Annotated in this window: 25 protein-coding genes and 1 pseudogene; 7 read left to right on the forward strand and 19 right to left on the reverse strand. The window is 36.1% G+C overall.

Annotated features, from left to right (window positions below):
* Positions 1–159 precede the first annotated feature (159 nt).
* Positions 160–390, forward strand: coding sequence for a hypothetical protein (locus FFO06_RS02920; RefSeq protein WP_137906682.1), 231 nt, complete (start codon positions 160–162; stop codon positions 388–390).
* Between the two features lie 74 nt (positions 391–464).
* Here the strand turns inward: FFO06_RS02920 and lysS are convergent, their stop codons facing one another.
* Entirely contained in the window at positions 465–2,048 is a 1,584-nt protein-coding gene (gene lysS, locus FFO06_RS02925; protein WP_137906683.1) for a lysine--tRNA ligase, read from the reverse strand.
* Positions 2,049–2,409: 361 nt separating this feature from the next.
* On the opposite strand from lysS, the gene folB reads away from it, so the two are divergent.
* Positions 2,410–2,778, forward strand: coding sequence for a dihydroneopterin aldolase (folB, locus tag FFO06_RS02930; protein ID WP_137906778.1), 369 nt, complete (start codon positions 2,410–2,412; stop codon positions 2,776–2,778).
* Positions 2,779–2,973: 195 nt separating this feature from the next.
* Here the strand turns inward: folB and FFO06_RS02935 are convergent, their stop codons facing one another.
* Complete coding sequence (locus FFO06_RS02935) at positions 2,974–3,972, reverse strand: L-histidine N(alpha)-methyltransferase (RefSeq protein WP_137906684.1); 999 nt, start codon at positions 3,970–3,972, stop codon at positions 2,974–2,976.
* A gap of 157 nt (positions 3,973–4,129) precedes the next feature.
* Here FFO06_RS02935 and folK point away from each other — a divergent pair, with 157 nt between their 5' ends.
* Entirely contained in the window at positions 4,130–4,654 is a 525-nt protein-coding gene (folK, locus tag FFO06_RS02940) for a 2-amino-4-hydroxy-6-hydroxymethyldihydropteridine diphosphokinase (protein WP_137906685.1), read from the forward strand.
* Between the two features lie 15 nt (positions 4,655–4,669).
* On the opposite strand, the gene queD is transcribed toward folK, so the two are convergent.
* The 11 genes from queD to FFO06_RS02995 form a co-directional block, all read right to left on the reverse strand.
* Positions 4,670–5,095, reverse strand: coding sequence for a 6-carboxytetrahydropterin synthase QueD (gene queD, locus FFO06_RS02945; RefSeq protein ID WP_137906686.1), 426 nt, complete (start codon positions 5,093–5,095; stop codon positions 4,670–4,672).
* A gap of 44 nt (positions 5,096–5,139) precedes the next feature.
* A complete protein-coding gene (locus FFO06_RS02950) occupies positions 5,140–6,027 on the reverse strand; it encodes a dihydropteroate synthase (protein WP_137906687.1) in 888 nt (295 codons plus the stop codon).
* Between the two features lie 89 nt (positions 6,028–6,116).
* The gene (gene tmpR / locus FFO06_RS02955; RefSeq protein ID WP_137906688.1) at positions 6,117–6,836 is read right to left on the reverse strand and encodes a bifunctional dihydropteridine reductase/dihydrofolate reductase TmpR; all 720 of its coding nucleotides are present in this window, start codon (positions 6,834–6,836) and stop codon (positions 6,117–6,119) included.
* A gap of 11 nt (positions 6,837–6,847) precedes the next feature.
* Positions 6,848–7,312, reverse strand: a complete 465-nt coding sequence (locus FFO06_RS02960; RefSeq protein ID WP_137906689.1) for an NUDIX domain-containing protein — start codon at positions 7,310–7,312, stop codon at positions 6,848–6,850.
* Positions 7,313–7,369: 57 nt separating this feature from the next.
* Positions 7,370–7,744 carry a VOC family protein gene (locus FFO06_RS02965; RefSeq protein WP_137906690.1) on the reverse strand — a complete coding sequence of 125 codons (375 nt, stop codon included), beginning with the start codon at positions 7,742–7,744 and terminating at the stop codon, positions 7,370–7,372.
* A gap of 778 nt (positions 7,745–8,522) precedes the next feature.
* Positions 8,523–9,572, reverse strand: a complete 1,050-nt coding sequence (locus tag FFO06_RS02970) for an agmatinase family protein (RefSeq protein ID WP_137906691.1) — start codon at positions 9,570–9,572, stop codon at positions 8,523–8,525.
* A gap of 19 nt (positions 9,573–9,591) precedes the next feature.
* Positions 9,592–10,491 (reverse strand): 50S ribosomal protein L11 methyltransferase, encoded by a 900-nt coding sequence (gene prmA / locus FFO06_RS02975; protein ID WP_137906692.1) that lies wholly within the window; start codon positions 10,489–10,491, stop codon positions 9,592–9,594.
* Between the two features lie 265 nt (positions 10,492–10,756).
* A complete protein-coding gene (gene serA, locus FFO06_RS02980; RefSeq protein ID WP_137906693.1) occupies positions 10,757–12,337 on the reverse strand; it encodes a phosphoglycerate dehydrogenase in 1,581 nt (526 codons plus the stop codon).
* Between the two features lie 228 nt (positions 12,338–12,565).
* A complete protein-coding gene (gene menD, locus FFO06_RS02985; protein WP_137906694.1) occupies positions 12,566–14,293 on the reverse strand; it encodes a 2-succinyl-5-enolpyruvyl-6-hydroxy-3-cyclohexene-1-carboxylic-acid synthase in 1,728 nt (575 codons plus the stop codon).
* Between the two features lie 73 nt (positions 14,294–14,366).
* Positions 14,367–14,882 carry a DUF2085 domain-containing protein gene (locus FFO06_RS02990; protein WP_137906695.1) on the reverse strand — a complete coding sequence of 172 codons (516 nt, stop codon included), beginning with the start codon at positions 14,880–14,882 and terminating at the stop codon, positions 14,367–14,369.
* A gap of 167 nt (positions 14,883–15,049) precedes the next feature.
* Positions 15,050–15,844: a Uma2 family endonuclease gene (locus tag FFO06_RS02995; RefSeq protein WP_137906696.1), complete on the reverse strand. Its 795-nt coding sequence runs from the start codon at positions 15,842–15,844 to the stop codon at positions 15,050–15,052.
* Between the two features lie 108 nt (positions 15,845–15,952).
* On the opposite strand from FFO06_RS02995, the gene FFO06_RS03000 reads away from it, so the two are divergent.
* A complete protein-coding gene (locus tag FFO06_RS03000) occupies positions 15,953–17,851 on the forward strand; it encodes a bifunctional serine/threonine-protein kinase/formylglycine-generating enzyme family protein (protein WP_137906697.1) in 1,899 nt (632 codons plus the stop codon).
* Between the two features lie 321 nt (positions 17,852–18,172).
* Here the strand turns inward: FFO06_RS03000 and FFO06_RS03005 are convergent, their stop codons facing one another.
* Together FFO06_RS03005 and FFO06_RS03010 are read right to left on the reverse strand one after the other, a co-directional pair.
* Positions 18,173–18,658 (reverse strand): PIN domain-containing protein, encoded by a 486-nt coding sequence (locus tag FFO06_RS03005; RefSeq protein ID WP_096666368.1) that lies wholly within the window; start codon positions 18,656–18,658, stop codon positions 18,173–18,175.
* A complete protein-coding gene (locus FFO06_RS03010; protein WP_137906698.1) occupies positions 18,655–18,933 on the reverse strand; it encodes a UPF0175 family protein in 279 nt (92 codons plus the stop codon). The genes FFO06_RS03005 and FFO06_RS03010 overlap by 4 nt, the downstream gene beginning before the upstream one ends.
* Before the next feature lie 304 nt (positions 18,934–19,237).
* On the opposite strand from FFO06_RS03010, the pseudogene FFO06_RS03015 reads away from it, so the two are divergent.
* Positions 19,238–20,073, forward strand: a pseudogene (locus FFO06_RS03015) (Rpn family recombination-promoting nuclease/putative transposase).
* Positions 20,074–20,175: 102 nt separating this feature from the next.
* On the opposite strand, the gene FFO06_RS03020 reads toward FFO06_RS03015, so the two are convergent.
* From FFO06_RS03020 to argZ, 3 genes are all read right to left on the reverse strand, one after another.
* Positions 20,176–20,397, reverse strand: a complete 222-nt coding sequence (locus FFO06_RS03020; protein ID WP_137906699.1) for a type II toxin-antitoxin system HicA family toxin — start codon at positions 20,395–20,397, stop codon at positions 20,176–20,178.
* Positions 20,397–20,636, reverse strand: a complete 240-nt coding sequence (locus FFO06_RS03025; RefSeq protein WP_137906700.1) for a type II toxin-antitoxin system HicB family antitoxin — start codon at positions 20,634–20,636, stop codon at positions 20,397–20,399. Before FFO06_RS03025 ends, FFO06_RS03020 begins: the two co-directional genes overlap by 1 nt.
* Positions 20,637–20,928: 292 nt before the next feature.
* The gene (gene argZ, locus FFO06_RS03035; RefSeq protein ID WP_137906702.1) at positions 20,929–23,040 is read right to left on the reverse strand and encodes a bifunctional arginine dihydrolase/ornithine cyclodeaminase; all 2,112 of its coding nucleotides are present in this window, start codon (positions 23,038–23,040) and stop codon (positions 20,929–20,931) included.
* A gap of 324 nt (positions 23,041–23,364) precedes the next feature.
* Here argZ and FFO06_RS03040 point away from each other — a divergent pair, with 324 nt between their 5' ends.
* Positions 23,365–24,819 carry an AAA family ATPase gene (locus tag FFO06_RS03040; RefSeq protein ID WP_137906703.1) on the forward strand — a complete coding sequence of 485 codons (1,455 nt, stop codon included), beginning with the start codon at positions 23,365–23,367 and terminating at the stop codon, positions 24,817–24,819.
* Positions 24,803–25,687, forward strand: a complete 885-nt coding sequence (locus tag FFO06_RS03045; RefSeq protein WP_137906704.1) for a hypothetical protein — start codon at positions 24,803–24,805, stop codon at positions 25,685–25,687. The genes FFO06_RS03040 and FFO06_RS03045 overlap by 17 nt, the downstream gene beginning before the upstream one ends.
* Before the next feature lie 90 nt (positions 25,688–25,777).
* Here FFO06_RS03045 and FFO06_RS03050 read toward each other — a convergent pair whose 3' ends face one another.
* Positions 25,778–26,416, reverse strand: a complete 639-nt coding sequence (locus tag FFO06_RS03050; protein WP_137906705.1) for a peroxiredoxin — start codon at positions 26,414–26,416, stop codon at positions 25,778–25,780.
* Positions 26,417–26,454 lie beyond the last annotated feature (38 nt).

Genomic DNA, 26,454 nt, shown 5'->3' on the forward strand with positions numbered 1-26,454 from the left:
ACAAAAGTAACATCTGTTAAAACAGGATATATTGAATATTGGACTCCCAAACTGACGTACCCAAGCAAATTGAAAGAGTATTAAAAGCCATGAATAATTAAAAAATACTTTTCAAACAATTAGTAGTATAATAATCCAAGATACTAAGGAGTTAATTATATGCAAATAAAACTTAAATCAAAAGTTGATGCACAAGGTAAATTATTGTTACAACTTCCCCAACAATTAGCTAATCAAGAATTAATAATTATTATTACTGATGCTTTTGAAGAGAAAATACCAACACCACAAGAATTAGGATATCCTGCGGATTTTTTTGATAAAACTGCTGGAAAGTGGGAAGGTGAGGTTTTAGTTAGAGAAAATTTAGTTGATTGCGATTTGTATTAATTTGTAGTATTAATTTGTAGTATTAATTTGTAGGGTGCGTTAGCGACAGCGTAACGCACCATATTAGTAATAACTTAAACTTCTATCTTCTCCTTACCTACATTCAAATTAACCACATCCTGCAACCGAGAAATTACAAAAGACTTCTCCAAATAAGACAACAAACCACCAGCCTTTGGACCCTTTTCTTTATTCAAGAAAGATAGATACAAAGCCTTAAAAGCCATTGGTTGTTGAACCCCTAACTCCTTAGTAGTCGAGAAAATTATAGTTTGTAATTCCTCAGCTTCCCAATGAGGAATATCCTGCAAATTTTCCATCAATTTTTGCAAATAAGCAACTTGTTCCGAATTTAAATCATGAGCTTTTTCGGGAACTTGTTCCAAATAGAGAACTAACTTGTCTTCCTCGTCAGCATAATCTTGTAACCACTTTTGAGCCGCAGCAATTCTTTGATTAATAATTTGTTGATCATACTCATTTAAAGGCTGTAAACTGCGTTGTACAACTTCTTCCTGAATATTTAAACGGGGAACTTGCAACAGAGAAATTAATGTACTAAAATCAAAAGGCTGGAAAGTTTTAATTTCATCCCCTAATTGGGCGTAAAATAAAGACATTAATTCCTCCGTTAATTCAGGAGCATCAGAATACTTATTAATTAAAGTATCGTAATCTCTAAATAACCGGGTAGTAGTTTCATAATTTGGTGCAAAATTAATTACTGTTTTCGGTTGAGTTCTTAACATCAAAAATCGCAATAATTCAGCAGGTAATAAATCAGCAATTTCCCTAGCACTCGAACCCACACCCTTAGAAGAACTCATTTTTGTCCCATTCACAAGAATAAATTCATAGGGAGAATGGAAAGGAGGTTGTTTTTGTAAAACCTTGCGACTAATAGCATTAGCAACATCACGAGAACCACCTTTTTGAGAATGATCCTTCCCGGCCATTTCAATAGTTACACCCAATATATCCCATTTAGCTACCCATTCAACTTTCCAAGGTAATTTACCATGACCATTAAAAGGAGAAACCCACCCGGAATGTCCACAACCTTTTACATAATCAACACCATCGGGTTTACAGGTGTAAAATACTTCTGAACCGTTATAATCTGTAGTGACAGTAGTAGCGATTTTACCGCAATTTTCACAAACAACTTGAAAAGGATACCAATTATTTGCACGTTCAGCTTTACTTACTTCCTTATAAGCTTCCCGCACTAAATGAGCATTTTTCAGGAAAATATCAATATGGGAATTAAGTTTTCCTGAACGATATAAATCACGTAAAAAATACGTTTCTGGTTTAATTCCTAAATATGCAAAAATTTCAAAAAACTCACCAATAAAATACTTAGCATAATCTTCCGCACCATCACCAGGAGAAGGAACATTACACAGAGGAAAACCCAAATAAGGCTGAAATTTTTCTTGATCTAAGTATTTAGGAACAGTATCCAGCGCATCATAATCATCTACACCATACAGAAATTTTACGGGCTTCCCTGCGTGTTTCAAAGCACGGTAAATAACGTCGTGAATAACCACACCACGCAAAGACCCAACGTGTACCCTTCCTGATGGAGTCTTAGAATCATTAACTACTTGTTGACCTACTGCGTCAGCAGCAATTTTATCAGCCCAAAACATTTATCTTTTATTATTTCACAATTGCTCTATTTTAACTGCTGTTATAGCGAATAAAATCATTGTTCAATAAATTTGGTAATTGGTAATGGGTAATTGGTAATTGGTGATAAAATACCTGTTTTCATCTCGATAACCACCTGATTCTGACACTGTGCCTAACTAGCAACTTACATTACTAAGTGCAACTAGACAATTAAATATACTTTAGAATAATCTCTGCTGCTTTCATTCGTAATAGATGAATGTAAAAACATTATAGAGAGATAAATTAAGAATTTATCTGAATTTAATTTTAGATTTTGTCTGAGTTATTCAATTTAAAATCTAAAATGGTCAGGTAATGATTTATAATCAGGGTTTTATGGACTGTATTCATTTGACGGGGATTCGCGGTTATGGCTATGTTGGGTATTTACCGGAAGAAAAGGTATTAGGACAATGGTTTGAGGTGGATTTGAAGTTATGGGTAGATCTGGCTCAAGCTGCACAGACTGATGCTATTAAAGATACAGTAGATTATCGTAGTGTTATTAGTTTAGTCCAAAACTTGCTGAAAACATCTAAATTTGATTTATTGGAAAGGTTGGCAGGTGCGATCGCTGATGCTATTCTTGAAGAAAGTAGTCTGACTACCCAAGTACAAGTTACTCTCATTAAACCTGCTGCACCAATTCCTGATTTTGATGGTAATATTCGCATTGAATTGACTAGAAGCAAATCAAATTTGTGAAGCAAAGGTCTATTTTTTGGACTTGCTGAAGGAAAGTATGAATTTTTGTCACGCAGAGGCTCAGAGGACACAAAGAGTAAGAGCTTAGAAGATATCCTAATATCCTTGGCTTATTTTTGCAAACCCTACCTACAAGGAAATGATAGAGAAACTTGTAGGAGAGGGGTTTTGCAATTTCTTAGGGATGTTTTTGTTTTATATCTTTTGACAAAAATAAACTCCCTCTTCTTGATTTGCACCTTCCCAATAATTTAGGATGATAATATCATATTGTTTGAGAATGTTTTGCAGTTTAGCAGTTGTATAACGATAGGAGAAAAATAATTGAATTTGATCACCATTTTTCCAGTGCATGATTTGATCATCTAATTTCAAATCTATATTAGTTTCTACTTCAAACTGAGCATTAACTCTTGTTAATTCTTGATGGTTTGGATCATCTTTTAAGGAAAATTTAATAGTCCCATGGTCTGGATTTATCCCCGCGTCAACTAACACTGTCATTAACCAATCTTTGGTTAATTCATTATCATACTGTGGCAAAATCTTGTTAATTCCTGTTAGATAATCGTCTCCCGGTGCTAAGTTCGCACTCATGAGTAAAATATCTCCTGGTTGCAGAAAATTACTTAAAATAGGCAAAATTTCATCAGGAGTAAAATTAGGAATCATGCCAAAAAATGTGATGATCTTTCTGTGTCCTTTTCCTTGATCATGAAGATGGAGTATTAAATCATCAGCACAAGGTAAATCACAAACAATTGGCTGTATAGAGACTTGAGGATAAGATTCTCTAATTTTTTGACCGGAAATTAAAGCCAGAGATAAACTAACATCAATAGGATAATAAATGATTTCCCTTTCTGTATTGAAGAGATAAGATACTAAAAGATGATCTTTTGCACCACCGCCACAACCTAATCCAATTACTTGGATATTGGTATTAATGTCCAGAAATTCCGCAGTTTTTTGAAAACATACTGCATACGCATTAATACAATCATCATTGGTTCTAGCTGGAGAATAATATTCATGAATTTTTAACCATTTCTGACTTTGTTTAACAGTGTCATAATGAAATTTATGATTGATTTTACCTACAGAAAAGCAATCTAAATAATCTTGATAAATCTTGTTGGGAAATTGACTAGGATGGACATATACTTTTTCAAAGCCGTTGGACATTGTAGACATAATAGTAAATTCCTTGGTGCTGATGAACCTGGTTAGTTAAATTAGTAGTTATCAGTTATATGATACTCTAAATTCAGTTTTTTAGATCAAGCAATTTTGTGAAAATATCTGATATTATCTGATATTATATTAATAATTTCCTGACACCTACAAATTTATGATTGATAAATCTGACCTGAGAACAACGATAAAATCTTCATTAAGTGCGATCGCTCTTGGTAGTAATATAGGAGAATCTTTAGCTATTTTAGAAGGTGCAATTAACAGCCTGGAAAAAACTCCGGGTATTACCATAAAAGCCAAATCTAGTTGGTACAGAACCGCTCCCGTAGGCGGACCATCACAACCAGATTATTTAAACGGTGCGGCTATTTTAGAAGTGCAACTCAGTCCCCAGAAATTGCTAGAAACTCTGCTCAATATTGAACAAGAATTTGGTCGAGTTCGTCAAGAACATTGGGGACCTAGAACTCTAGATTTAGATGTACTACTATTTGATGACTTGATTTTAGAAACACCAGATTTACAAATTCCCCATCCTCGAATGACCCAGAGAGCCTTTGTTTTAGTTCCATTAGCGGAAATTGCACCAGATTGGATAGAACCAGTTTCTAAAGAACCTATTTCACAACTCCTGCAAAAATTAGACCGTTCTGATGTGAGTTTATCTATCAAGTTATAAGCTGTTTATGTTAATTTAAAAGCCCAAAAAATTAACTTTTCCCTTGGAGTAAATACATTGACTGGTACAAGTTTCATCAATTCTCACTGCGACAAGTCCGGGAATTTGGGGTTCAAGCTGTTCATAAATCCATTTAGCGATCGCTTCACTGGTAGGATTAGCTAAACCCGTGGATTCATTTAAATGGTAATGATCCAGATAATTTTCCAAGAGGGGTTTTATGTATTTTGATATATCACCATAATCCATAATCATCCCCTGTTTAACACCTGAATTTATCAGTTTATCCCCTGTAACATAGACAACACCGCGCCAAGAATGACCATGTAATCTAGCACATTTACCATCATGATTTGGTAATTGGTGAGCAGCTTCAAACCTGAATTCCTTACCAATTATCCAAGTTTCTAAACAAGATTCAGATTCCGGTTTTGAAGTCATTATTATATCCCAATTATATCCCAAATTCCCCAATACTTAGATACTTAAAATGAATGTAGTGTATCTAAAACTGCTTTAACTTTAGGAACTTCATGAGTTCTGAATAAATCTGTTTTTCCTAATGCTGCTAAAACCGCAAAAAATGATTCTGCACTTCTTACTTCTTCCCCAAAATATTCAAAAGCGTGAGGGAGAGCATGACAGACAGGAAAACCTAATTTTCTCAGTCTAAAAGTAGTCAAAAAAGTTTTCATTTGATAACGAATTCGCAAAGAACTATCCTGGAGATTTTTATAATAAAACCCCAAACCAGCATCAACAAATATTTTTCTCACCCCATATTTAGCTGCGATTTCTATTTCATTAGCAAAATATTCATACATTAATTTTGTTGGATCATCACCAAAATCAAAATCACCAACTTCTCTGACATTTTTACCTTGAACATAACAGATAATCACCCCAGCGTCAAATTCAGATACAGCTTGATAAATTTTCTCACTATCAAAAGCACCCGTTAGATTAATCACATTAGCGCCAGCTTGTAAACATTCTCTAGCAACTTGAGGATAATAAGTTTCAATGGAAGTTAAAACCCCCTGTTGACTCAGAGATTTTAGCACTGGTAAAATTTGGGAATTTTGTCGAATATCCTCAACTCTTTCTGCTTTTTCTAAAGTAGATTCAGCGCCAATATCTATAATATCAGCACCTTGAGCCTTTAATACTAATCCCTTGCGAATAGCCTGTTCTGAACTTAAACATACGCTTTCTCTGTACCAAGAATCATTAGAAAGATTAATCACTCCTAAAATTGCTGATTCGGAATTAAAATTAAATTTTTTCTCACCAATTGTAAATTCTTCTACTTTTACTTGCAGAGCATCATGATATTTTTCATATATTTCGTAAATGTCTTCAATCTTCAACATATTTCCAATCCTTTTTTTGATAGACAATAGTTTTTTATTAGCTGTTCACAAGCATTGAGCAAAAATAACCAAATCATCACCACACTTGATTACAACCTCCATCCCCCCGAAACTTCTAATACCTGCCCTGTGATATAATCAGATTCTGGGCTAATAAAAAACCAGGCTGCATGAGCCAGTTCTTGTAAAGTTGCAGGTCGCTTAGTAGGTAGTTCAGGTAGAGATTCCTGCAAATCAAAGGAATTTTCTGCTATTCCTGGGGAGACAACATTAACAGTAATTTTATCTGTAATTAGTTCCTTTGCTAAAGATTTTGAGTAGATGATAATGCCAGTTTTAGCAATTAAGTAAGGTGTATTAGTACAACGCGCGAGGAGATTTTGCGCACTAGCACAACCAAAATTGACGATACGTCCCCCATTAGCAGCTTTCAGGTAAGGTAGTGCAGCTTTAGTGACATAAAATGTAGCATGAAGATTAGAGTTAATAATTTCATGCCATTCTGCTACTGATAATTGGCTCGTTGGTCTGTCTAAGTAGTTACCCACATTATTGACAACAACAGATAGACCTCCCAATTCCTCAGCAGCACTTTTGACCAAAAACTCCGCTTGTTCAGGATTTCTTAAATCCGCTTGTAAAGTAACAGTTTTAACGCCGTACTTAGCAGCCTCCTGACGGGCTTGATTACAGGCTTCCACACTCTTATGATAATGAAATGCTACATCAAATCCTTTAGCAGCTAAATCGAGAGCGATAGCCTTACCAATTCCCGATGATGATCCAGTCACCAGTGCTTTTTTCAGCATTATTGTTAAACCTAATTCCTATATAAATTACCAATGTTATTTTCTACAAAATCCTCAATTAACACTTGAGTATAACTATTGAGAGGATATTCCTTTGCTTGTGCGGGAGTCACCCAAGCCCATTCCTCAATTTCTTGATTAGGTGTAATCGTATCTCTCAGTGAAAATGCGTAATAGTTGATCATAATAAAATGGGCAGGTCGCACAAATTGTGAGTCCAGCACTGCTTCTTGTAGCAACGCAAAACGCACATTAGTTAAGTCTAACCCGACTTCTTCCTGAAACTCCCTCAGAAGTGCAGATTCTAGAGTTTCACCCCAATCTACTTTTCCCCCTGGTACACCCCAAGCACCTCTCCACTTCGTAGATTTAACAATTAACACCAGTCCGAGAGAATTGACAACCAGCGCTCCTACAGTAGTCAGAGGGAACTGCTTTTGTACAGATGTTGGTTCAATAGTGGTCTGATACTGCATATTTACTTCCGCACCCCACGACGACTGACTTTTGGCGATACTTAATCTTAGTACCGTTCAAATTTTATCAGCAAATGCCTGACTAAGTTCAATTATATTTTGATCTGGATCTTGAATAAAAATCGCTGGTCGGCCAGAAGCACTAGCTTGAAACGGATAATTTTTAGCTGTTAATTCGCTTTTAATTATTTCTAAATCCATGACAGCAAAAGCGATATGAGGATTTTGTCCCCATTTTTCTTGTTGCTTATCAGTGGGTACAGTAGGCGCAACAATCAGATGCAGTTGATAGTTACCAATTTGGTACCAGATACCCGGATATTTTAAAGGACGTTCTACTTTTTCAAGTCCTAATATATGAGTATAAAAATAATCAGAACGGTCTAAATCAGTTATGAGAATAGCAGTATGAAGACTCTGGATAATTTGCATAATTGTAGATTCAAATGAGATAGGAAAATTCAGAGTGAGACGCAGATAACCGCACATACAGCGAATTTCATCCAAGTGAGGTACACCTTGTGCGGGCAAGATGCCCGCACCACAAGATTTTTACAAGATTTTTATTATTAATAAAGCAAGTTCGGCTTGAGTGAGGTACACCTTGTGCGGGCAAGATGCCCGCACCACAAGATTTTTACAAGATTTTTATTATTAATAAAGCAAGTTCGGCTTGAGTGAGGTACACTTTTGGCGGGCAAGATGCCCGCACCACAAGATTTTTACAAGATTTTTATTATTAATAAAGCAAGTTCGGCTTGAGTGAGGTACACCTTGTGCGGGCAAGACTTGTACTGAGATTGGTCGAAGTATGCCCGCACCACAAGATTTTTATTATTAATATCTGTACCGGACTTGGATTAGGAAACGCTATAATCAATAGACATCTGAGCAAAAAAATTAGACATAATCAGGATTGTCGGGAATCAGTAATACATAAATTACCACAAATTATCAAATAGTTTTCTCTGAAATCACCAACCCAAGAGAAAATGAACAATAAAAAAGGTCTGGTTGAGAACCAAACCTTGACTTAAATCCAGTGCATAACAACATCCCGAATTAATTTAACCCGTTTAATCCATTTTTAGCATCTTCCTATGGTATGTGTACAAATATCCTAAAATCTGATAATCAACCATTTCCATAGCCAAAAATAAAGGACGGAATTAGTCCCGTCCGTAAATGCCAAAATGCCAAATGATGATTGTTAATTTTTAACTTTTATCTGTGACAAATCTAAAAAATTCGCTAATTTATAGACTATTCGCGCACCAACATTACCATCCCATTCCGCATTACCAACTTCGCAAACATCAAAACCAATAATTTCCCTACCAGTATTCACTACCTCTCGGAATAAACAATAAACTTGTTCTAATTCCAGTCCTCCGGGAACGGGAGTACCCGTATGGGGGCAAAGTTTGGGATCTAAACCATCAACATCAAAACTAATATAAACTTTTTCTGGTAAATGACTGATAATTTCTCGACATAAATCTAGCCAATTTTTACCAGAGTATAATTGTTGTTTAATTACTGGATCATAGTAGGCAATAATGCGCTGATTTGATTGATTAATCATCTCTATTTCATCATCACAAATATCCCGTAAACCCACTTGGACTAACTTGGAAATTTGCGGTATTTTCATGGCATTAAACATAATGGAAGCATGGGAAAATTCAAAACCTTCATAGGCATTTCTTAAGTCCGCATGAGCATCAATATGTAAAATTCCCCAGTCATCATATTGAGTAGCTAAGGCTTGAAAATACCCCAAAGGAACGCTATGATCACCACCAATAACAGCGACTTTTTTACCTAAATTTAAAGCTTTTTGACATTCTTTAAATAACCATTCATTAATTTGTTGACAACTATGATTAACAGTAACAAGAGTATCTTTTAAATTTTGAGAATCGGATATTTTTAGACCTTGTGCTAGACTTTTGATAATTGTTGCTGCTTGGCTACGATAGTATTCATTTTTTTCTAACATTTCTGCGGTATGTCTTTCCAGAAAGATACCTTGTTGCCAACCTTGGGGATGATCAAAATCAAATAAGTCTATTTGCAAAGAAGCGTCGGCAATTCTTTGTGGTCCTTGTGCTGTACCTTGATGATAGGAAACAGTGACTTCCCAGGGAACAGAAAAAATGATTAATTTAGCTGATTCATAGTTAAATGGTAAACCGAGAAAGTTACCATTTTCTTCAGCGATATCATTAGGATTATATGCTTGTAGTGGGTTATTCATTACTTGTACCTGCAAAAAATTAAGAACGACGGGCATTTAAACAACACCATTCTTTTTTCTCCCGGATATTAGTCACAGTCCAACCATTTTGTTCTAAGGCATTAGCAACAGCCTTTGATTGTCCTATTAAAATACCACTAAATATACCCCAAGTGCTAGATTTAGTAATTGCGGTCATTTCTGGGAGTAATTGAATAATGACATCGGCTAAAATGTTACAAACAATACCATCTACTGGTTGATCAATTGTTTTCCTGACCGTGTCTACACTACCTTCTAGGGGAATTAAACAATCTGGAGGGATATGATTCAGAGTGCAATTACTAAAAGTAGATTTTACTGCTAAGGGATCATTATCAACGGCATAGACCTTAGTAGCACCTAATAATATTGCCCCAACACCTAAAATACCTGAACCACAACCAATATCGGCAATAGTCGAGGGTTTTTGGTTCTCTGCTATGTCAGAAAAGTGCATTTCTAGGGATTCTAAACATAATTGAGTGGTAGCGTGATTACCTGTACCAAAGGCTACACCCGGATCAAGGAGTATGATTAAGCGTTCTGTAGTAGTGGGTAAAGGTAGCCAAGCGGGATTAATCAAGAAGCGATCGCCTATTTCCTCGGGTTGCCAATGTTGTTTCCAACTACTGGACCAGTCTTCTTCATCAATTAAGTGCCAATTTAGCACAGGAGGGGGGAATCCTAGAGATATAGCATCTTCACCCAAGGATGATGATAATTCTTGCAAATCTGGTAATTCTGCTTGAAAACTGGGCAAATAAGCCTTAACCAATAAGTTATGGTCTTTAATTTCCACTGCTGTACCACGAGTGCCAAACTTTTCTAATCGCCAATATATAGTATCTTCTAAATCTGGGTTAGATATAATATTGATTTCCCACCAAGTATTTGCCATAGAATTTGAGATTAGTAATAGGTAATGGTGCAAAAACAAACCAAACCATCAGAATATAGCATTTTCTAGTCCACTGAAGTAGATTCATAGCTGCGTTTATCTGCGGTTAAATTGCTCATTTTATTTTTGAACATGAAAAGTTTTAAATTCCCGACTTCTGGAAAGAAGTCGGGATCTTATTGTTCGATAATTAAAATGATATTTCTAATTATCAAATTACTTAATCATCCTCATCTCATAAATCAAAAAAAATCACAGTCTAGAATTAAAGTGTCACTGTATAAGCGTCCCTAATGCCCGATACTTTCTTAATTTCTTCTAAAATGCCTTCAGGTAGAGGATCATCAATGCTCAAAGCCATCACAGCATCACCACGAACGATTTTTCTACCGACTTGCATACTAGCAATATTGACATTAAAACTGCCCAGGAGAGAACCGAGTTTACCAATGATACCTGGTACATCACGGTGGAGAGTAAACAACATATATTTACTGGGGGGGACATTAATAGGAAATCCGTCAATGTCAGTTAAGTGAATTTCCTTATCACCCAATAAAGCACCAGTTACAGAATGTGTACCTAAAGTACCTGTAGTTTGTAAGTGCAATGAACCTGCATAGTCACGGGCTGAAGCATCTCTAGTTTCAATTACGCGAATACCTCTTTCTTTTGCTTCTATGTTAGCGTTAACATAATTTACCCGTTCGCGGAGAGCTTGGTAAAGTAGTCCTTTGAGGGCGGCTATAATCAGGGGCTGACTTTTATTAGTTGCCAAGTCTCCTTGTAGGGTAACATTAAGTGTCTCTACTCTGCCACCTGCGAGTTGACCAACTAAATTTCCCAAAGTTTCCGCTAATTCCATATAGGGTTTAAACTCTTCGAGGACATCAGGACCGAGTCCGGGAATATTCACAGCGGAACGGGCTGGTAGTCCTAATAACACATCCCGAATTTGTTCAGCCACGTCTATAGCCACGTTTACCTGGGCTTCAGCCGTAGAAGCACCGAGGTGAGGAGTAAGAATGACATTTTTACCCAAACCTAGCAAATCAGATTCACCCAAGGGTTCAGAATCAAATACATCTAAAGCAGCCCCAGCAATTGTACCCTCTTTAATAGCCACAGCTAAAGCTGCTTCGTCTATAATACCACCACGGGCGCAGTTAATAATTCTGGTGGTGGGTTTCATTAAAGCCAAAGTTTTGGCGTTGATTAAATTAGCGGTTTCTGAGGTTTTAGGAATGTGCAAGGTGATATAATCAGCTTGCTGGAAGAGCAAATTTAACTCCACCAGTTGACAACCAAGTTGTTCGGCTCTTTCTGTAGAGATAAATGGATCATAGGCTAAAAGTTTCATTCCCATGGCTTTAGCTACGGAAGCAACATGAGAACCTATTTTACCTAAGCCGACAACACCGAGAGTTTTTTTGTATACTTCTGAACCAACATAACTTTTGCGGTCCCATTCACCACGTTTCACTGAAGCATTAGCATCGGGAATATGACGAGATAGGGATAACATCATAGCTAGAGCGTGTTCTGCGGCCGCAATGGTATTACCCTCTGGAGAATTGACAACGACAATACCTTTGCGAGTAGCTGCGGGGACATCAACATTATCCACTCCCACGCCAGCGCGGCCAATAATTTTTAATTTGACTCCAGCCTCTATAATATCTTGAGTGACGCGAGTTCCAGAACGAATCATCAGCGCATCATACTCACCAATGATAGCTTTCAGTTCATCGGGTTTCAACGTAGTTTTGATATCAACTGTAGCCACTTGAGAAAGAATATCAATCCCAACTTGATCAATTGGATCAGAGACAAGAACCTTAGACATAATAACTCGATTTTAGTTAACAGATTGTGCTGTACAAGACTTTTTAGTTTATACCAATTTCATGTAAAGCTGCACAGAATCATCAAATCCATTCCATTATCCCTCCTTATCTGCGTTTATCTGCGGTTAATTATTTTCAAAATCTCATTTATTTAAATAGTAGTATATATAAATACAAATAAAGTGCGTTATATCTAATATTGTATGTAGCTTGGATACTCGGATTTTCTAAAAAGTCGGGTATCCGATTTTAGCAAACATTTGTAAATTTTCCTTTCTCCAGATCACATCTATTTTTCTATTTGTTTTGACTTCTAAAACCCTAATTCCTGTTTTTGGTAATTGCTTTAAATGATCTGCTAATTCTTCCCAAGCAGTAATTAACTGATATTGTACATTATAGGTAGCGCATAATTGGTAAAAATCAATATTTTGGGGAGTAGCAAAAAACTCTTCAAATGGTGGATTAAATTTAGCAATGGGTAGCATTTCAAAAATTCCCCCACCATTATTATTAATTAAGATGATCGTCAAATGTCCGATAAATTGATCGCTAATTAAAAACCCATTTGTATCATGCAATAAAGATAAATCTCCGGTTAATAAAACACTACTTTGTTGTTGATGTGCGATTCCTAAAGCCGTGGAAAGTGTACCATCAATACCATTTGCACCGCGATTAAAATAAGGTTTAATTCTTAAATTATTCGGTTTCCAGAAAAATTCTACATCTCGCACAGGCATACTATTAGCAATAAATAAAGGTGTTTCTGGTGGCAGAATTTGGGAAATTAACCACGCTACTTTACTTTCGATTAATTCCTCTAGATTTTGCAAATAATCATCAATATTTTTTCTAACTTGTTTCTCTATCTTACACCATTTTTGTAAATATTCATTTTCTGCTAATTTCTCAATTTCTAATTCGCTGCTAATTTCTGTGACTGATATTCTTAAATGTCTGGTTTTTCCATGTAAAGAATCTAGATTTTGATCACAATTATCAATGATCAAACGTTCAGATTTAGTATTAATTAACCAATTTCTTAGTTCTTTACTTGTAGGCATTTCTCCAATTTGAATTACCATTTCTGGTGTTAATTCCTTGGCAAGTTTCTCATTTCTGAGGATGATATCATAGGTAGAAATTAAATAGGGATTTAAGTCTGCATAATTTCTCACTGGAGAAAGTCCTTCAGCTAAAACAGGCCATTGGAGAGATTGACTTAATCGCGCGATCGCTCTACAATATTCTTCAGATAGCTGTGTTTGAGCTACACCAGCGATAATAATTCCTTTTTGGTAATTTATTACTGGTAATTGATAATTAGTAATTGCTAATGGGCTAGAAGCCACTGCTGAAAAGAAATCTGACACATCTAAAGTAACGTTAGTACCATCGGGAACGGGAGCGAGCGGGTCACGGAAAGGTATATTTAAATGTACTGGACCAAAATTAGGAAATTGACAACGTTCCCAAGCGTAAATAACGGTTTGTCTGAGATAAGCTAACATTTCTAAATTTGCGGAGGGTGTAGCTAATTCCCCTTGCCAATTGGGATAATTACCGTATAATTTTACTTGGTCAATAGTTTGGCCAGAATGACAATTTCTTAATTCTGCGGGTCTATCAGTGGTTAATATCAATAAAGGAACACGACTTTCTTTAGCTTCAATTACCGCTGGATAAAAATTTGCCCCCGCAGTTCCCGAAGTACAAACTAATACTACAGGTTTTCCTGTCGCTTTTGCTCGTCCCAACGCAAAAAAAGCCGCCGAACGTTCATCTAAAATCGGCATAGCTGCAATATGCGGTATTTGTTGAGCAAAAGCCACTGTTAAAGCTGTAGAACGAGAGCCAGGACAGATTACAGCGCATTCCAAACCCAAGCGTTTAAGTGTTTCCGTTAATACATAAGACCAAATTTGATTAAGATTGTTAAAATTAAGCTGCATTTTATTGGTGTCCAGACTAGCCGGGTCTGTAATTAACCGGAGATAAACATAGATAATTTTGTACCTTATTAAACTAGGAAACCCTAGATAATAGCTGACGGAAATGCAGTATTGGCATAGTAAATAAACCCCAAGCCAAACCCGTAATCAAACCGAAAGGAGTAACAATATAATTATTAAAATCCCATAAACCGAAAATCTGGGCTGCTAATTCCAAAGGATAGGCCATCATAAACACCGTAGCACAAGCAGCGCCATTTCTACCATATTGACTTAACCAAAAAACACCTTTGCCATCAGTTAAACTATACAAAATCCGAGTTATTAATAAACCTGTCACTGTGCCATAACAGCGCATACAAACCGCCATAATAAAAGGTGGCGCTAACTCCAAACCCATAGTAGGCTGGGGACAGACATGATTACCCATAAAGTAAATAATATCCGCAATACCCGGAAGCAAAAACACACCAGACCCAGCGAGAAAAGGAGCAAGAGCAGGACCAAAAACCATACCAGCTAACAGGAAATCAGCAAAAAAACTCACCCAATTAACTTGTAACCCTCTTAATAAAACTACCCTTTCCATATTCTCTCCGTGTCCTCTGCGCCTCTGTGGTTCGTTTTCTGCAATTAGTTAGTATTCTAGAGTAGAAAATACCCAAAATCATTATACAGCAGTTATCCGTTTATGAAGTACAGATATTAATGATAAAACTCTTGTGGTGCGGGCATCTTGCCCGCACAAAGTGTACCTCACCCAAGCTGAACTTTCTGTAAATCATCATTTGGATCAATCCCCATTGCCCGTAAACGTTCGGCTAATTGTGCAGCCTTTCGTTCTGCTTGTTCAGCCCTGAATTTTTGTAATTGGGCTTCTTCTTGACCTACCAATAACAAATTACCATCTAAATCCCACCAGCGCAGCCAAAGTTGTTCAGGATTATTTAAGTAACTTCCTTGCCATAGTCCCAATTCTACAGCTAATGGCGCAATAGGATAATGTCCACGTTCGTTAGGCTGGATTTTTTGGTAAGCAAAATCCACCAAATGATAAACCTCTAATTTGCCATGATTAACTTCATAGATGGCATAATAGGGAACACGGATAATACGTTCATATACCCAGAATTTACCAGGTTTTTCACCTGCCTGTAAACCCGCTAGAGGTGTTGAATCTCTTTCCTCGTCACCATTACCACTGGCTAATTCTATAACAATTAATGGGGGAATATATTCCCGCCATAATACATAGGAACGACGAATTTTACCATCTAATCTTGGTGCTACATCAGGGACATAAAACCAATCTGGTGCTACTGTACCTTTTTCTGGTGGTTCAGTTTCGCGCCAGTAAATACCACAATCTTGACCTATACAAAATTGTCCATCAGGATGTAATTTTTGTAAAGTTTGAATTATGGAATCTGTGATGATAATACTTTGGGGATGTTCTTGAAAATTCTTCACGAATGTACCATCAGACTCTGGGAGTTGAGTATGATCAGGAAACTGCGGTGGTATAGCAATATCAGCCAGGGTTTCACTCATACTATTTAAAAAATTGCAGTTGTCAATTTAGTATTATATCAGAGAATAGGGAGCGCGGAATTACTGGATATTGTATTATAAAGGTTATACGGTCATCTATCACAGATTATGATTTGCTGCTTAAACCCGGATTGTTCCCAGCCTATCAACCCTGATCATAACGAGTTTTGTCAATCTTGCAGAACCCCGTTAGTACCATTATTAATCAATCGTTTTCGAGTATTGCGTGTGCTTTCTAATAAAGGTGGTTTTGGGAGAACCTATTTAGCAGAAGATAGCCAAAAGTTAAATGAACCCTGTGTAATCAAGCAACTTGCACCTAAACAGTCAGGAACTTACGCTTTAAAAAAAGCCACAGAGTTATTTATTGAAGAAGCTAAACGCTTACAAGATTTAGGAGAACACCCGCAAATACCAACACTGTTTGCTTATTTTGAAGATAATGGTTTTCTCTATTTGGTACAACAGTTTATTAAAGGGGATAATTTATTAGATGAATTAGCACAAAAGGGGAAATATAACGAAATTCAAATTAGAGAATTATTACTAGATTTATTACCACCTTTAAAGTTTATTCATGAGCGCCAGGTTATTCATCGGGATATTAAACCACAGAATATCATGCGCCGAGCCAGTGATGGTAAATTGGTATTAATTGATTTTGGGGCTTCTAAACAATTACAATTAAATACCACAGTTCACACCCAAATAGGAACACAAATTGGTTCTTATGGATATAGTCCACTGGAACAAATACAAGGTGGTGAAGCTTATCCAGCCAGTGATTTATTCGCTTTAGGTGCAACTTGTTTTCATTTATTAACAGGGGTTAATCCTTTTAATTTATGGACAATCAATGGTTTTAGTTGGGTGAATAATTGGCGAGAAAATTTACCTAGTTCTGTTAGTCAGGATTTGGGGAAAGTTTTAGATAAGTTGTTGAAAATTGAGATTCAAGAACGGTATCAATCTGCGGATCAAGTCATCAAAGATATACAAATTTCTCAAAATCAAATTTCGGGAAATTCTCCAACTACAATCAATCGTCGCGGTTTTATCTATGGAGGATTATGTTTAGGTGGTGTAACTGTTGCATTTATAGGAATCAGTTTATTTTTTAGGAAGCAAAATCAAACCTCAATTTCAGATACAACAACTCCTAAAAATAGACGAACTCCTATTATAAATAACCTGAAAACCTTTAGTTTTGAAGTGGTCAGCACTGACGCAACCGGAAACATCATTAACCGACGGAATGAAAGTGCAAAATATTTCACAGAAGACTTAGGAAATGGTGTGACATTGGAAATGGTGGAAATCCCAGGGGGAACATTTATCATGGGTTCACCGGAAAACGAAGCGGGAAGGTATTCAGACGAAGGACCACAACATCAAGTTACTGTTCCTGCTTTCTTCATGGCAAAATATGAATTGACACAGGCACAATATCAAGCTATCATGGGTAGTAACCCTTCTGCATTCAAAGGCAATAATCGCCCAGTGGAAAGAGTCAGTTGGAATGATGCAGTTACATTCTGTGAAAAGTTAAGTCAAAAAACACAGAAATACTACAGATTACCTAGTGAAGCTGAATGGGAGTATGGTTGTAGAGCCGGAACTACCACACCGTTTTATTTTGGTGAAAGTATCACTGCTGATTTGGTAAACTATGATGGTAATTACACTTATGGTTCTGCATCAAAAGGCCAGTATCGTCAACAAACCGCAGATGTAGGTTCTTTTCCCCCTAACGCTTTTGGTTTGTACGATATGCACGGTAATGTATGGGAGTGGTGTTTGGATGATTATATAGATAATTATAATGCTACGCCTAAAGATGGTAGTGCTTTGACAAGGCGAAGCGGCTATAATAAACTGCTGCGCGGTGGTTCGTGGTTCAACAATCCTGCGGTTTGCCGTTCTGCTTATCGCTACAACGACAACCTCGTCTACAGCAACTACGGTATTGGTTTTCGGGTTGTATGTAGTGGTGCGGCGAGGACTTAGTAGCCCTTTACACTTTTGCTCTTTTGCCCTTCTTTGTTTTTTCCCTTTTTCGATCGCGTCACGGCGATCAATTTTTTTTATAAAAGTTAGATTATGGCATATTGTAATATGCTAACAGAGTTTTTCGGTCATGTCAAGTTTTATTTTGTCAGAATCAGGTGGTTATCGAGCGAAGTCGAGATAATATCCAGGATTTGAGGATTTACAGGATGTTATTGATAAATTGCTGGTTTTCCTTTGCGTCTTTGCGTCTACCCTGCGGGATCTCTAAGAGAGATTGCGCGAAACTGAATATTAAATGTTCTCAGAATCTGACAATTTTTAAACTTCTCCTGCTGTAATTAGAGCATAATTATATATTTTAGGACTGATCCTTGTACCTTTTATTATTAAATCATCCAAAATATTTTTGACACTATCAATTAATCCTTGTTCTTTGGCTAAAATAATTACTCCAACTAAACCAACAATTGGTAAACCTCTACCAATAGCAACTTTTCTACCAGCTTTTTCATCAATTAAAAGTTGATCAGCTTTTAATTCTTCTGCCAAAATAATCGCAGAACATTCTCCTAAATCTAAATCTGTTTCTAATTGCAAATTTTTAATCAGTTCGTGATTATTTATAGAACGAACTTCCAGCCATGATACTAATTTTACAGCTAAAACAGCAGGATGATTTCCTGTGGTTAATTCTTCATAGACTTGTTGAGGAATTATCACTCTGCCAAAAACAGCCTGAAGTAAATCTAATTTACCAATTTTAGCAAGTTCACTTAATGGGGTTGTATCAGAAACAATAATCATAAATTATTTGCTTTTAACCCCATTCTCGCTTGATTGATTTCTGACTGAAATTCCTCTAAACTCATACTATCGTCAAAAAGAGATATATCATATTTAGACATTAACTCAATCATATCTAATCGAGAAATTCCTAATAATTGACTAGCTTTACCACTACTAATTTCTCCGTGTTTTAGTAGTGTCATTACATAAGCTTCTTTAGCTTTATTTTCTGCTTCTTTTCTGATAGTGTCTGTGACGCTATGGATGGGAATGGTAAACTCTACTTTAGTCATACAATCACATTTGTTTATTTTGATGATGCTTATATTATAAACCCACAGAGGTAGTTAAGTAGGTGGACGTGAAATAACCAAAATGTGTAACGATATGTAAATTTACCTCAATGCGTTATTGTAGTTGAGTTTTAGCCATTTCACAAAACGAAATATATTTTGATTTTCCTCCGCCCACCTACTTATATCTTCCAAATATTGGATTTTACCACGGAGGGAACTAAATAATTCTGCTGTTGAACTTTTTACAACAATATTTTCTGGTGAAAAAAAAGTGATTCTGACAATTTAATTTTATAATCTCATGAGTTTTGACAACGTTTGTAAACTACTAGCAGAAAAATATCCCTTTGATTTTGCTAAATGGTTACTTCCCCAAGCACCAAAAACGATCAAAGTCTTAAAAACCGAATTGAGTATAGAACCAATTCGCGCTGATTTTGTCACCTTCTTACAAACAGAAAATCGGATTTTACTGAATTTCAAACCAACCCACAATCTAAACCTCCAATTCCTTTTAGAGAGTTAGATTATTCAGTGAGATTAATCCGTACATATCAAGTTCCTGTTACTCAAGTCGTGATTTTCTTACAAGAAACAACAGACGAAATCGCTTTTACCGAAGCATACATCAATGAAACCACACATCACCGTTATCGTGTCATCAGAATGTGGGAACAAGATTCAGCTTTATTTCTCGATAATCTGGCATTATTACCATTAGCACCATTAACACAGACAAATTCACCTCAAGGTTTATTATCCCAGATTGCCAATAATGTTGCTAAAATTGCAGATAGGGAGACTAAACAGGATATTGCAGCTTACACAGAGATTTTAGCAGGTTTGCGATTTGAGAAAGACTTTATTCGTCAATTGTTAAGTGAGGATATTATGCAAGAATCAGTCATTTATCAGGATATTTTGCAGAAGGGAGAAAGAATAGGAGAACAAAGAGGAGAAGTTAAATTTTGTCTACGTTTACTTAATCAACGGTTTGGGGAAATTGATTCTTTAATAGTTGAAAGAGTCAAAGGTTTACCTGTAGAACAGTTAGAAAATTTAGGTGCTGCATTGTTTAATATTTCTGAAGTTGCTGATTTGGTAACTTGGTTAAATCAACAAGATCATCAGAACTAATAGTGGTGTTGGGTTTTGCAACCCAACCTACTTGATAATTATAGATTTCGGTTTGCACTGCGTGAATAAAACTTCCTCCACAATATTTTGAGTAAATGATCACTAAACATCAAGAAAAATATCAACATCAATCTGAGTCTGTTTTAAAATACTTCTTAGTGTTCCTTCCTTAATTTCTCCATGATGCGGAATGGTTGTTTTTTGATTTGTTGCTGCATTAAACCAAATTTCATGATCTCCTTTAGCTGCAAGGTAAAACTCAAATCCTAGCTTTCCTAACTTTCTAGTCACTTCTCGATAGGAAAAACCCGCTAATCTCCCCATTACACTTCCATAATTAACGGATATTCAAATTGAGAAGGTAAATCTGGTAAATGAAAATTATGATTTTTTTCTTTCTCCAATTCCAATAATACCTTAGCTACATCTTCAGCAATTTCTATGGCTTCTTGTACTGTTTTACCTTCTGCCAATAAACCTTGTAAATCATCACTTGTAGCTACAAAATATTCTTGTTCATCTTCAATAAATTTTTCAATTTTTAGTCGAATTAGCATTTGCATTTAGTTAACCTTGATAGTGAGTACAGGAATAAATGGTACTGCTTATATTATATTATATTTCTCTGTGTTCTCTGTCCCTGGAGTGGTTTATTTAATTACAGGACTTACGCAAAAAGAACAGAAAGTAGGGGTAATTCATGAATTACCCCTACGCAAGAATAAGGTGTTCAGCCACATCTTACGTAAGTCCTAAATTATATTTTATACAAAACACAAAGGCGGGCAAGACTTGTACTGAGCTTGTCGAAGTATGCCCGCACCACAAGATTGAGAATGTTAAAAGCGGTATTTCTTAACCTACATTAGCAACATAAGGACTGGTCAATTTATCCAATTGCTGAAGTAGCAGACTGAGGAATAAACCCACATCTGTTACTACCCCTACAGATTCTATTGAACCACGATCGCTCAATTTCGTCACTACAGCCGGGTTAATATCCACACAAACCATCTTCACACCTGCGGGAGTCATATTTCCTACCCCGATGGAATGTAACATGGAAGATAGCATCAAAATCATATCTGCACCTTGGATAATTTGCGAATATTCCTGTTGTGCTAAGATCAAGTTCATTTGGGTATCGGGTAAAGGTCCATCATCACGAATTGAACCAGCGAGGGAGAAGGGAATATTATTTTTCACACATTCATACATCACCCCACTGCTAACTGCTCCTGCTTCTACAGCTTTAGCAATGCTACCAAACCTGCGGACAGTGTTAATTACCTTGAGATGATGTCTATGTCCACCGCGTACCGCTACACCGCGCTTCATATCCACACCCAGGGAAGTACCCAAGATATTTTGTTCCATATCATGAACAGCGATCGCATTTCCGCCCAAAAGACCTTGAACGTAACCTTCTCGAATCAGTCGTGACAGATGTTCACCACCACCAGTGTGAATGACCACAGGACCAGCAGTGACAACTACTTTACCACCACTATCCTTAATTTTACGTAATTCCCAAGCCACTTGTTCCACAACTAATTCTACTCGTCTTTCGCTGGAAACACCGGAGGACATGAAGCTAAATTCTTGGGAATTGCGTTGTTCTCGTGATTCGGCTTTACGGATAGTGCGGATACCCAAGACATCAACTACTACCTGTTCACCAATTTCTAAATCCCGCAATAGTTTACATTTTGCTACTATACCATTACTCGTTTGAGAAATAGCGATCGCTCCATCCATGCGTTGATTTTCCACTTTCAGCCATTGTCCATTTACCCGAACTTCAGTAGGATAAATCGTGCTGACATAGAAATCATCAGGGGCTACACCCGCTTGTAAAACTGGTTCTAATTTAGAATCTCGTTCATCTTGGGGTAAATCAACTGCGCCCAAATCAATCAATTGAGATATAATCTCTTCCATGACATCATGGGATGGTGCAGATACCCTGACCTCAGCAGCGGAAGTGCTTTGACGTTGTTCTCCCAAGTTGAATTTCAGAACTTGGAAACTTCCCCCCATTTCCACAATTAGATCTAAAGCGCGGTTAATTAACCCTGCATCTAGTAAATGCCCTTCCATGCGAACCACACGACTTTCTACAGATACATTAGCGTGTAGTTCTTCTCTCACAGGTTCTGTAACCCGCAAGGTCAAGCATTTAGCAGCACCACCAGCCTTGAGAAATTCCGTCAAAGGAGTTTCAATAACTTGAAAACCAACCTCTGCTAACCGTGATTTTAAACCATCACTGGCTTTGTTCATAATCACGATACTATCAACATTCACCGCATTACAAGCAAAGTTAACAGCATCAGCTTCCATAATAGCGATGCGCTTTTCTGGTGCGACGCGCATTTCAATAACGCGGTTAGAATAGGAATCGAAAGCACCGGGATAATACAGCAAATAACCATTTGCTAAAGGACAAAAACAGGTATCAAGGTGGTAAAAACGCTCATCCATTAAGCGCAGAGAAATCACCTCAATATCCAACCATTTAGCCAGGAAGGGGTGAGAATCCAATTCTGAGCGAAAACCATATCCAGCCCATAACCAACGCCCTTCCCGGTCTAAAAGCGCGTCTCCAGCACCTTCAAAGGGGAGGTCTTTGGGTAGAGTGTAAACATTAAAACCATTTTCTGCAAACCACTGTTGAAAATACGGTTCTTCTCCTTGACGTTCCTTATGTAAAAAGCGGCTGAGAACGACATTTTCACCCAGAACCAAACCCGCATTGGCACTGAATACCATATCAGGCCAGCCTTTTTCGGGAGCGACCAAATCAACAATGGCATGATCTTTAATGACATTGTATAATTTATTCCATTGTTCTACTGCGCGATCGCGTGAAGACTTATGAATATTACCTTCCATCCAAGGATTAATCACATAATCCACATCATAATGGTCGGGAGCGCACATCAAAAAACGAATTTGGGAAACCATAAAAATTTTACGAACTTCTAAAATGCTACTAATGTCTTCTGGATACAGAGTTTTGGTGTTACAAGTCTGTCAAATCTGCTACTTAATCGCTACCTTGTGTTCTTGGTAGGCTTCACAAGGATATCGTTATTATTCTATAACTGCTAGGGACAATATGAGAAAATAAAGTAAAAATGTCTTATTGGGGATGTTATAGTGTGGCTAATAACCCTTTAGGGAAAAGCATATTGAAGTTAGAGATAAAATGAAATAGCATATTCTTATATACTTTACTAGTAAACAGCATCCTTAATAGGATTTTCTATATTGGAATATAGGCGAAAAATGAAAATCAAATTCTCAAATTTAGGTTCTCTTGAAGAAACAGAGTTAGATTTGCGTCCTCTGACAGTAATTATTGGACCAAATAACTCAGGTAAAACTTATATTGCTTATTCTACCTATGGTTTGTGGCAACGTACTGGTAGAACCGTATATCCCCAATATGTATTTAATAATTTAAAACTTAATCAGCAAGGAGAAGGTATTTGGTCATTGACAATAGATAATGATCTACTTGATTTATTTATAAAAGATGCGGAAGAAACAGCAAAAAATTTTCAAGGAAGTGCTTTAGAATCATTTTTTCAAGATTCAAGTCGTAAACTTTTTGCAAGAACATCATTTGCAATGATGATTGAAAGACAAGAAGTAGAAACTGCGATCAATCAATTAATTCAGCGAGGTACTATCCCTTTGACAGATGAAACTTCCTTGAGAATTACAAGAGAAGATAATGTTTTGTTTTTTAAAATGGAAATAGAAAATGAGGAAATAAATAAAAGTATAACGTTAAAATTTAGAGAGATGCTAAACCACTTTAGCGATCATCCTGATTTAGTATTTATATTGAGTGTTAAGCAAGTGCTTTTTTCTAATGTTTTTCCTTTTCCTGCTGAAAGAAATGCGTTTATAAATATATATAAAATACTTGAGACGAAAAGATATCGAATACTGAAACAAAAAGAAAGAGAGTTATGGCTTGCAACTAATCAAGAAGGTTTTGACTTAATTAAACAGTCAAAAGATATTCGTTATCCACAACCTGTAGAAGATTTTTTAGATTTTTTATCTGATATAAACCTTGAAGATGAAGAAGAAATAGATAAAATATATTCAACAAGTAGTAAAAATGAATTTCAGAAGTTAGCAGATGTAATTGAAAACCAACTACAAAATAAAAACCAAACCATCTTAAAGTCTACTCCACTAGGTGGAAAAGAAATAAAAGTTTTAGTTAAGACGGACTTAGAAATTGATCTATATAATGCTTCTTCTTCCATTAAACAACTTGCACCATTGCTTTTATATTTAAGATTTCGTGCAAGTAAAGGTGATTTTCTGGTAATAGATGAACCAGAGATGAACTTACACCCAGAATCACAAGCCAAGCTGCTGGAATCATTATCTATCCTTGTTAATCTTGGTGTGAGAATTTTACTCACAACCCATAGTCCTTATGTTATGGCACATTTGAATAATTTAGTTAATGGTAATCATGAAAATCCTGAAATATTAAAACGTCAATCTTCATCTTTATATCTTCAAGATGAAAGAGCATTTTTACCTATAGATAAAGTTAGCGCGTATGAAATGAAAGATAATAAATTAGTTTCATTAAATGATCCAGATTATGGCATTAGATGGGATACTTTAAGTGATGTTGCTGTAGATATTCAACAAAAGTTTTTTGAAATTTATCAAGCAGGACAAGAAAAAGCAGATGAAACAGAAGAATAATTCTAATCTTCAGGATAAAAAAGATAAACTTGACTGGCAAAATTTTAACTTTTTAGAAAATCTGCTAGTGTTCTGTACAGTACCAGGAAGAATTGTTCCTAAAGAAAGTGGAGTACATTTTAGAATAACGTTAGATTCTCAAAATAAATCTCTATGTATTTTATTTGAAATAGATAGAAAAAATGATCCTCTGATCAAGAATCAAGCATTAAAGCGTCCAGATTATATGTCTCTTTATATTGATTCTAATTCTTGTATTTGTACTATTATTGAAATGAAAGGAAAGAATCACAACTCCTTAGAAAATGGAATTGAACAAATTTTACAATTGAAAGAAATTTTACAAAATGAAATATCTGATCATTTACCAACTAAATTCAAAATTAAATGTCAAGGAATTTTATTAACTCCCTACAATTCACAAATTCCATTTAAAAAAATAGCGGAGTTAGCTGCAAATGGTTTTATTATTTTACCTATTCAATATGATCATAAAGCTGAATTATATCCTTATGTTTCCAAGCTAAATAAGATAACAGATAAATATAATCATCAAGAAATTACTGAATCAATGGCTTTATTGATTGAAGAGATTTTAACAAAAAAAGCATTACCAAAACGTATAGAAGATGACTATTATTCCAGAAATTTTGTAATTAAGAGGGATAGAAAAGGGATTTATATTAATTATTTATTACCAGATGAAACAGATTATATAACTTTATTATCGAATACGAAATTTACCGAAGTTAATATAGAAGAAAATGAATATCAGCAAAAGATCAAAGATGAATTAGAATTACTTAATCTGATAAATAGATTAGCAATAAAGTTTTCAAATAGGCAAATATTAGAGTCTAATAACTAACTTATCTATTAGACAATCAAATAAGTAACGGTGGGTTACGCAGTGGCTAACCCACCCTACAATAGAAAGAATATTTGCTGTTATGAAAACTTACTTGTTAGGTTGAGGAGTCATCCGCAAATAAGGTTTAATTTCTTGATAGCCTTTGGGAAACTTTTCCTTGAGGACTTCAGGATCTTTCAAAGATGGTACAATCACTACATCTTCACCATCTTTCCAGTCTGCGGGGGTAGCAACACTGTAATTATCAGTTAATTGCAAAGAATCAATGACGCGCAAAATTTCATCAAAATTGCGTCCCGTGCTGGGAGGATAAGTAAAAGAAAGACGGAGTTTTTTATTGTTATCAATCACAAACACAGAACGGACTGTAACAGTAGCCGCTGCGTTAGGGTGAATCATATCATAAAGTTCGGAAACTTTACGATCTGGGTCTGCCAAAATTGGGTAATTCAGGGTGGTGCTTTGGGTTTCTTCAATATCTCCCACCCAACCATTGTGAGATTCTACATCATCAACGCTCAACGCGATCGCTTTCACGTTGCGTTTGTCAAATTCTGGTTTGAGTTTCGCAACAGTTCCTAGTTCGGTGGTGCAAACTGGTGTAAAATCAGCAGGATGAGAAAATAGCACTACCCAACTATCACCAGCCCACGCGTAAAAGTCAATTTCCCCATGGGTAGAGGCTTGAGTAAAGTTAGGTACTGTATCACCAAGACGAAGAGTCATAGAAGATTCCCTGTGTTCTCAAAAGATATCTAAATTAT

Source organism: Dolichospermum planctonicum (genome assembly GCF_005402965.1).
GTDB classification, from domain to species: Bacteria; Cyanobacteriota; Cyanobacteriia; order Cyanobacteriales; family Nostocaceae; genus Dolichospermum; species Dolichospermum planctonicum.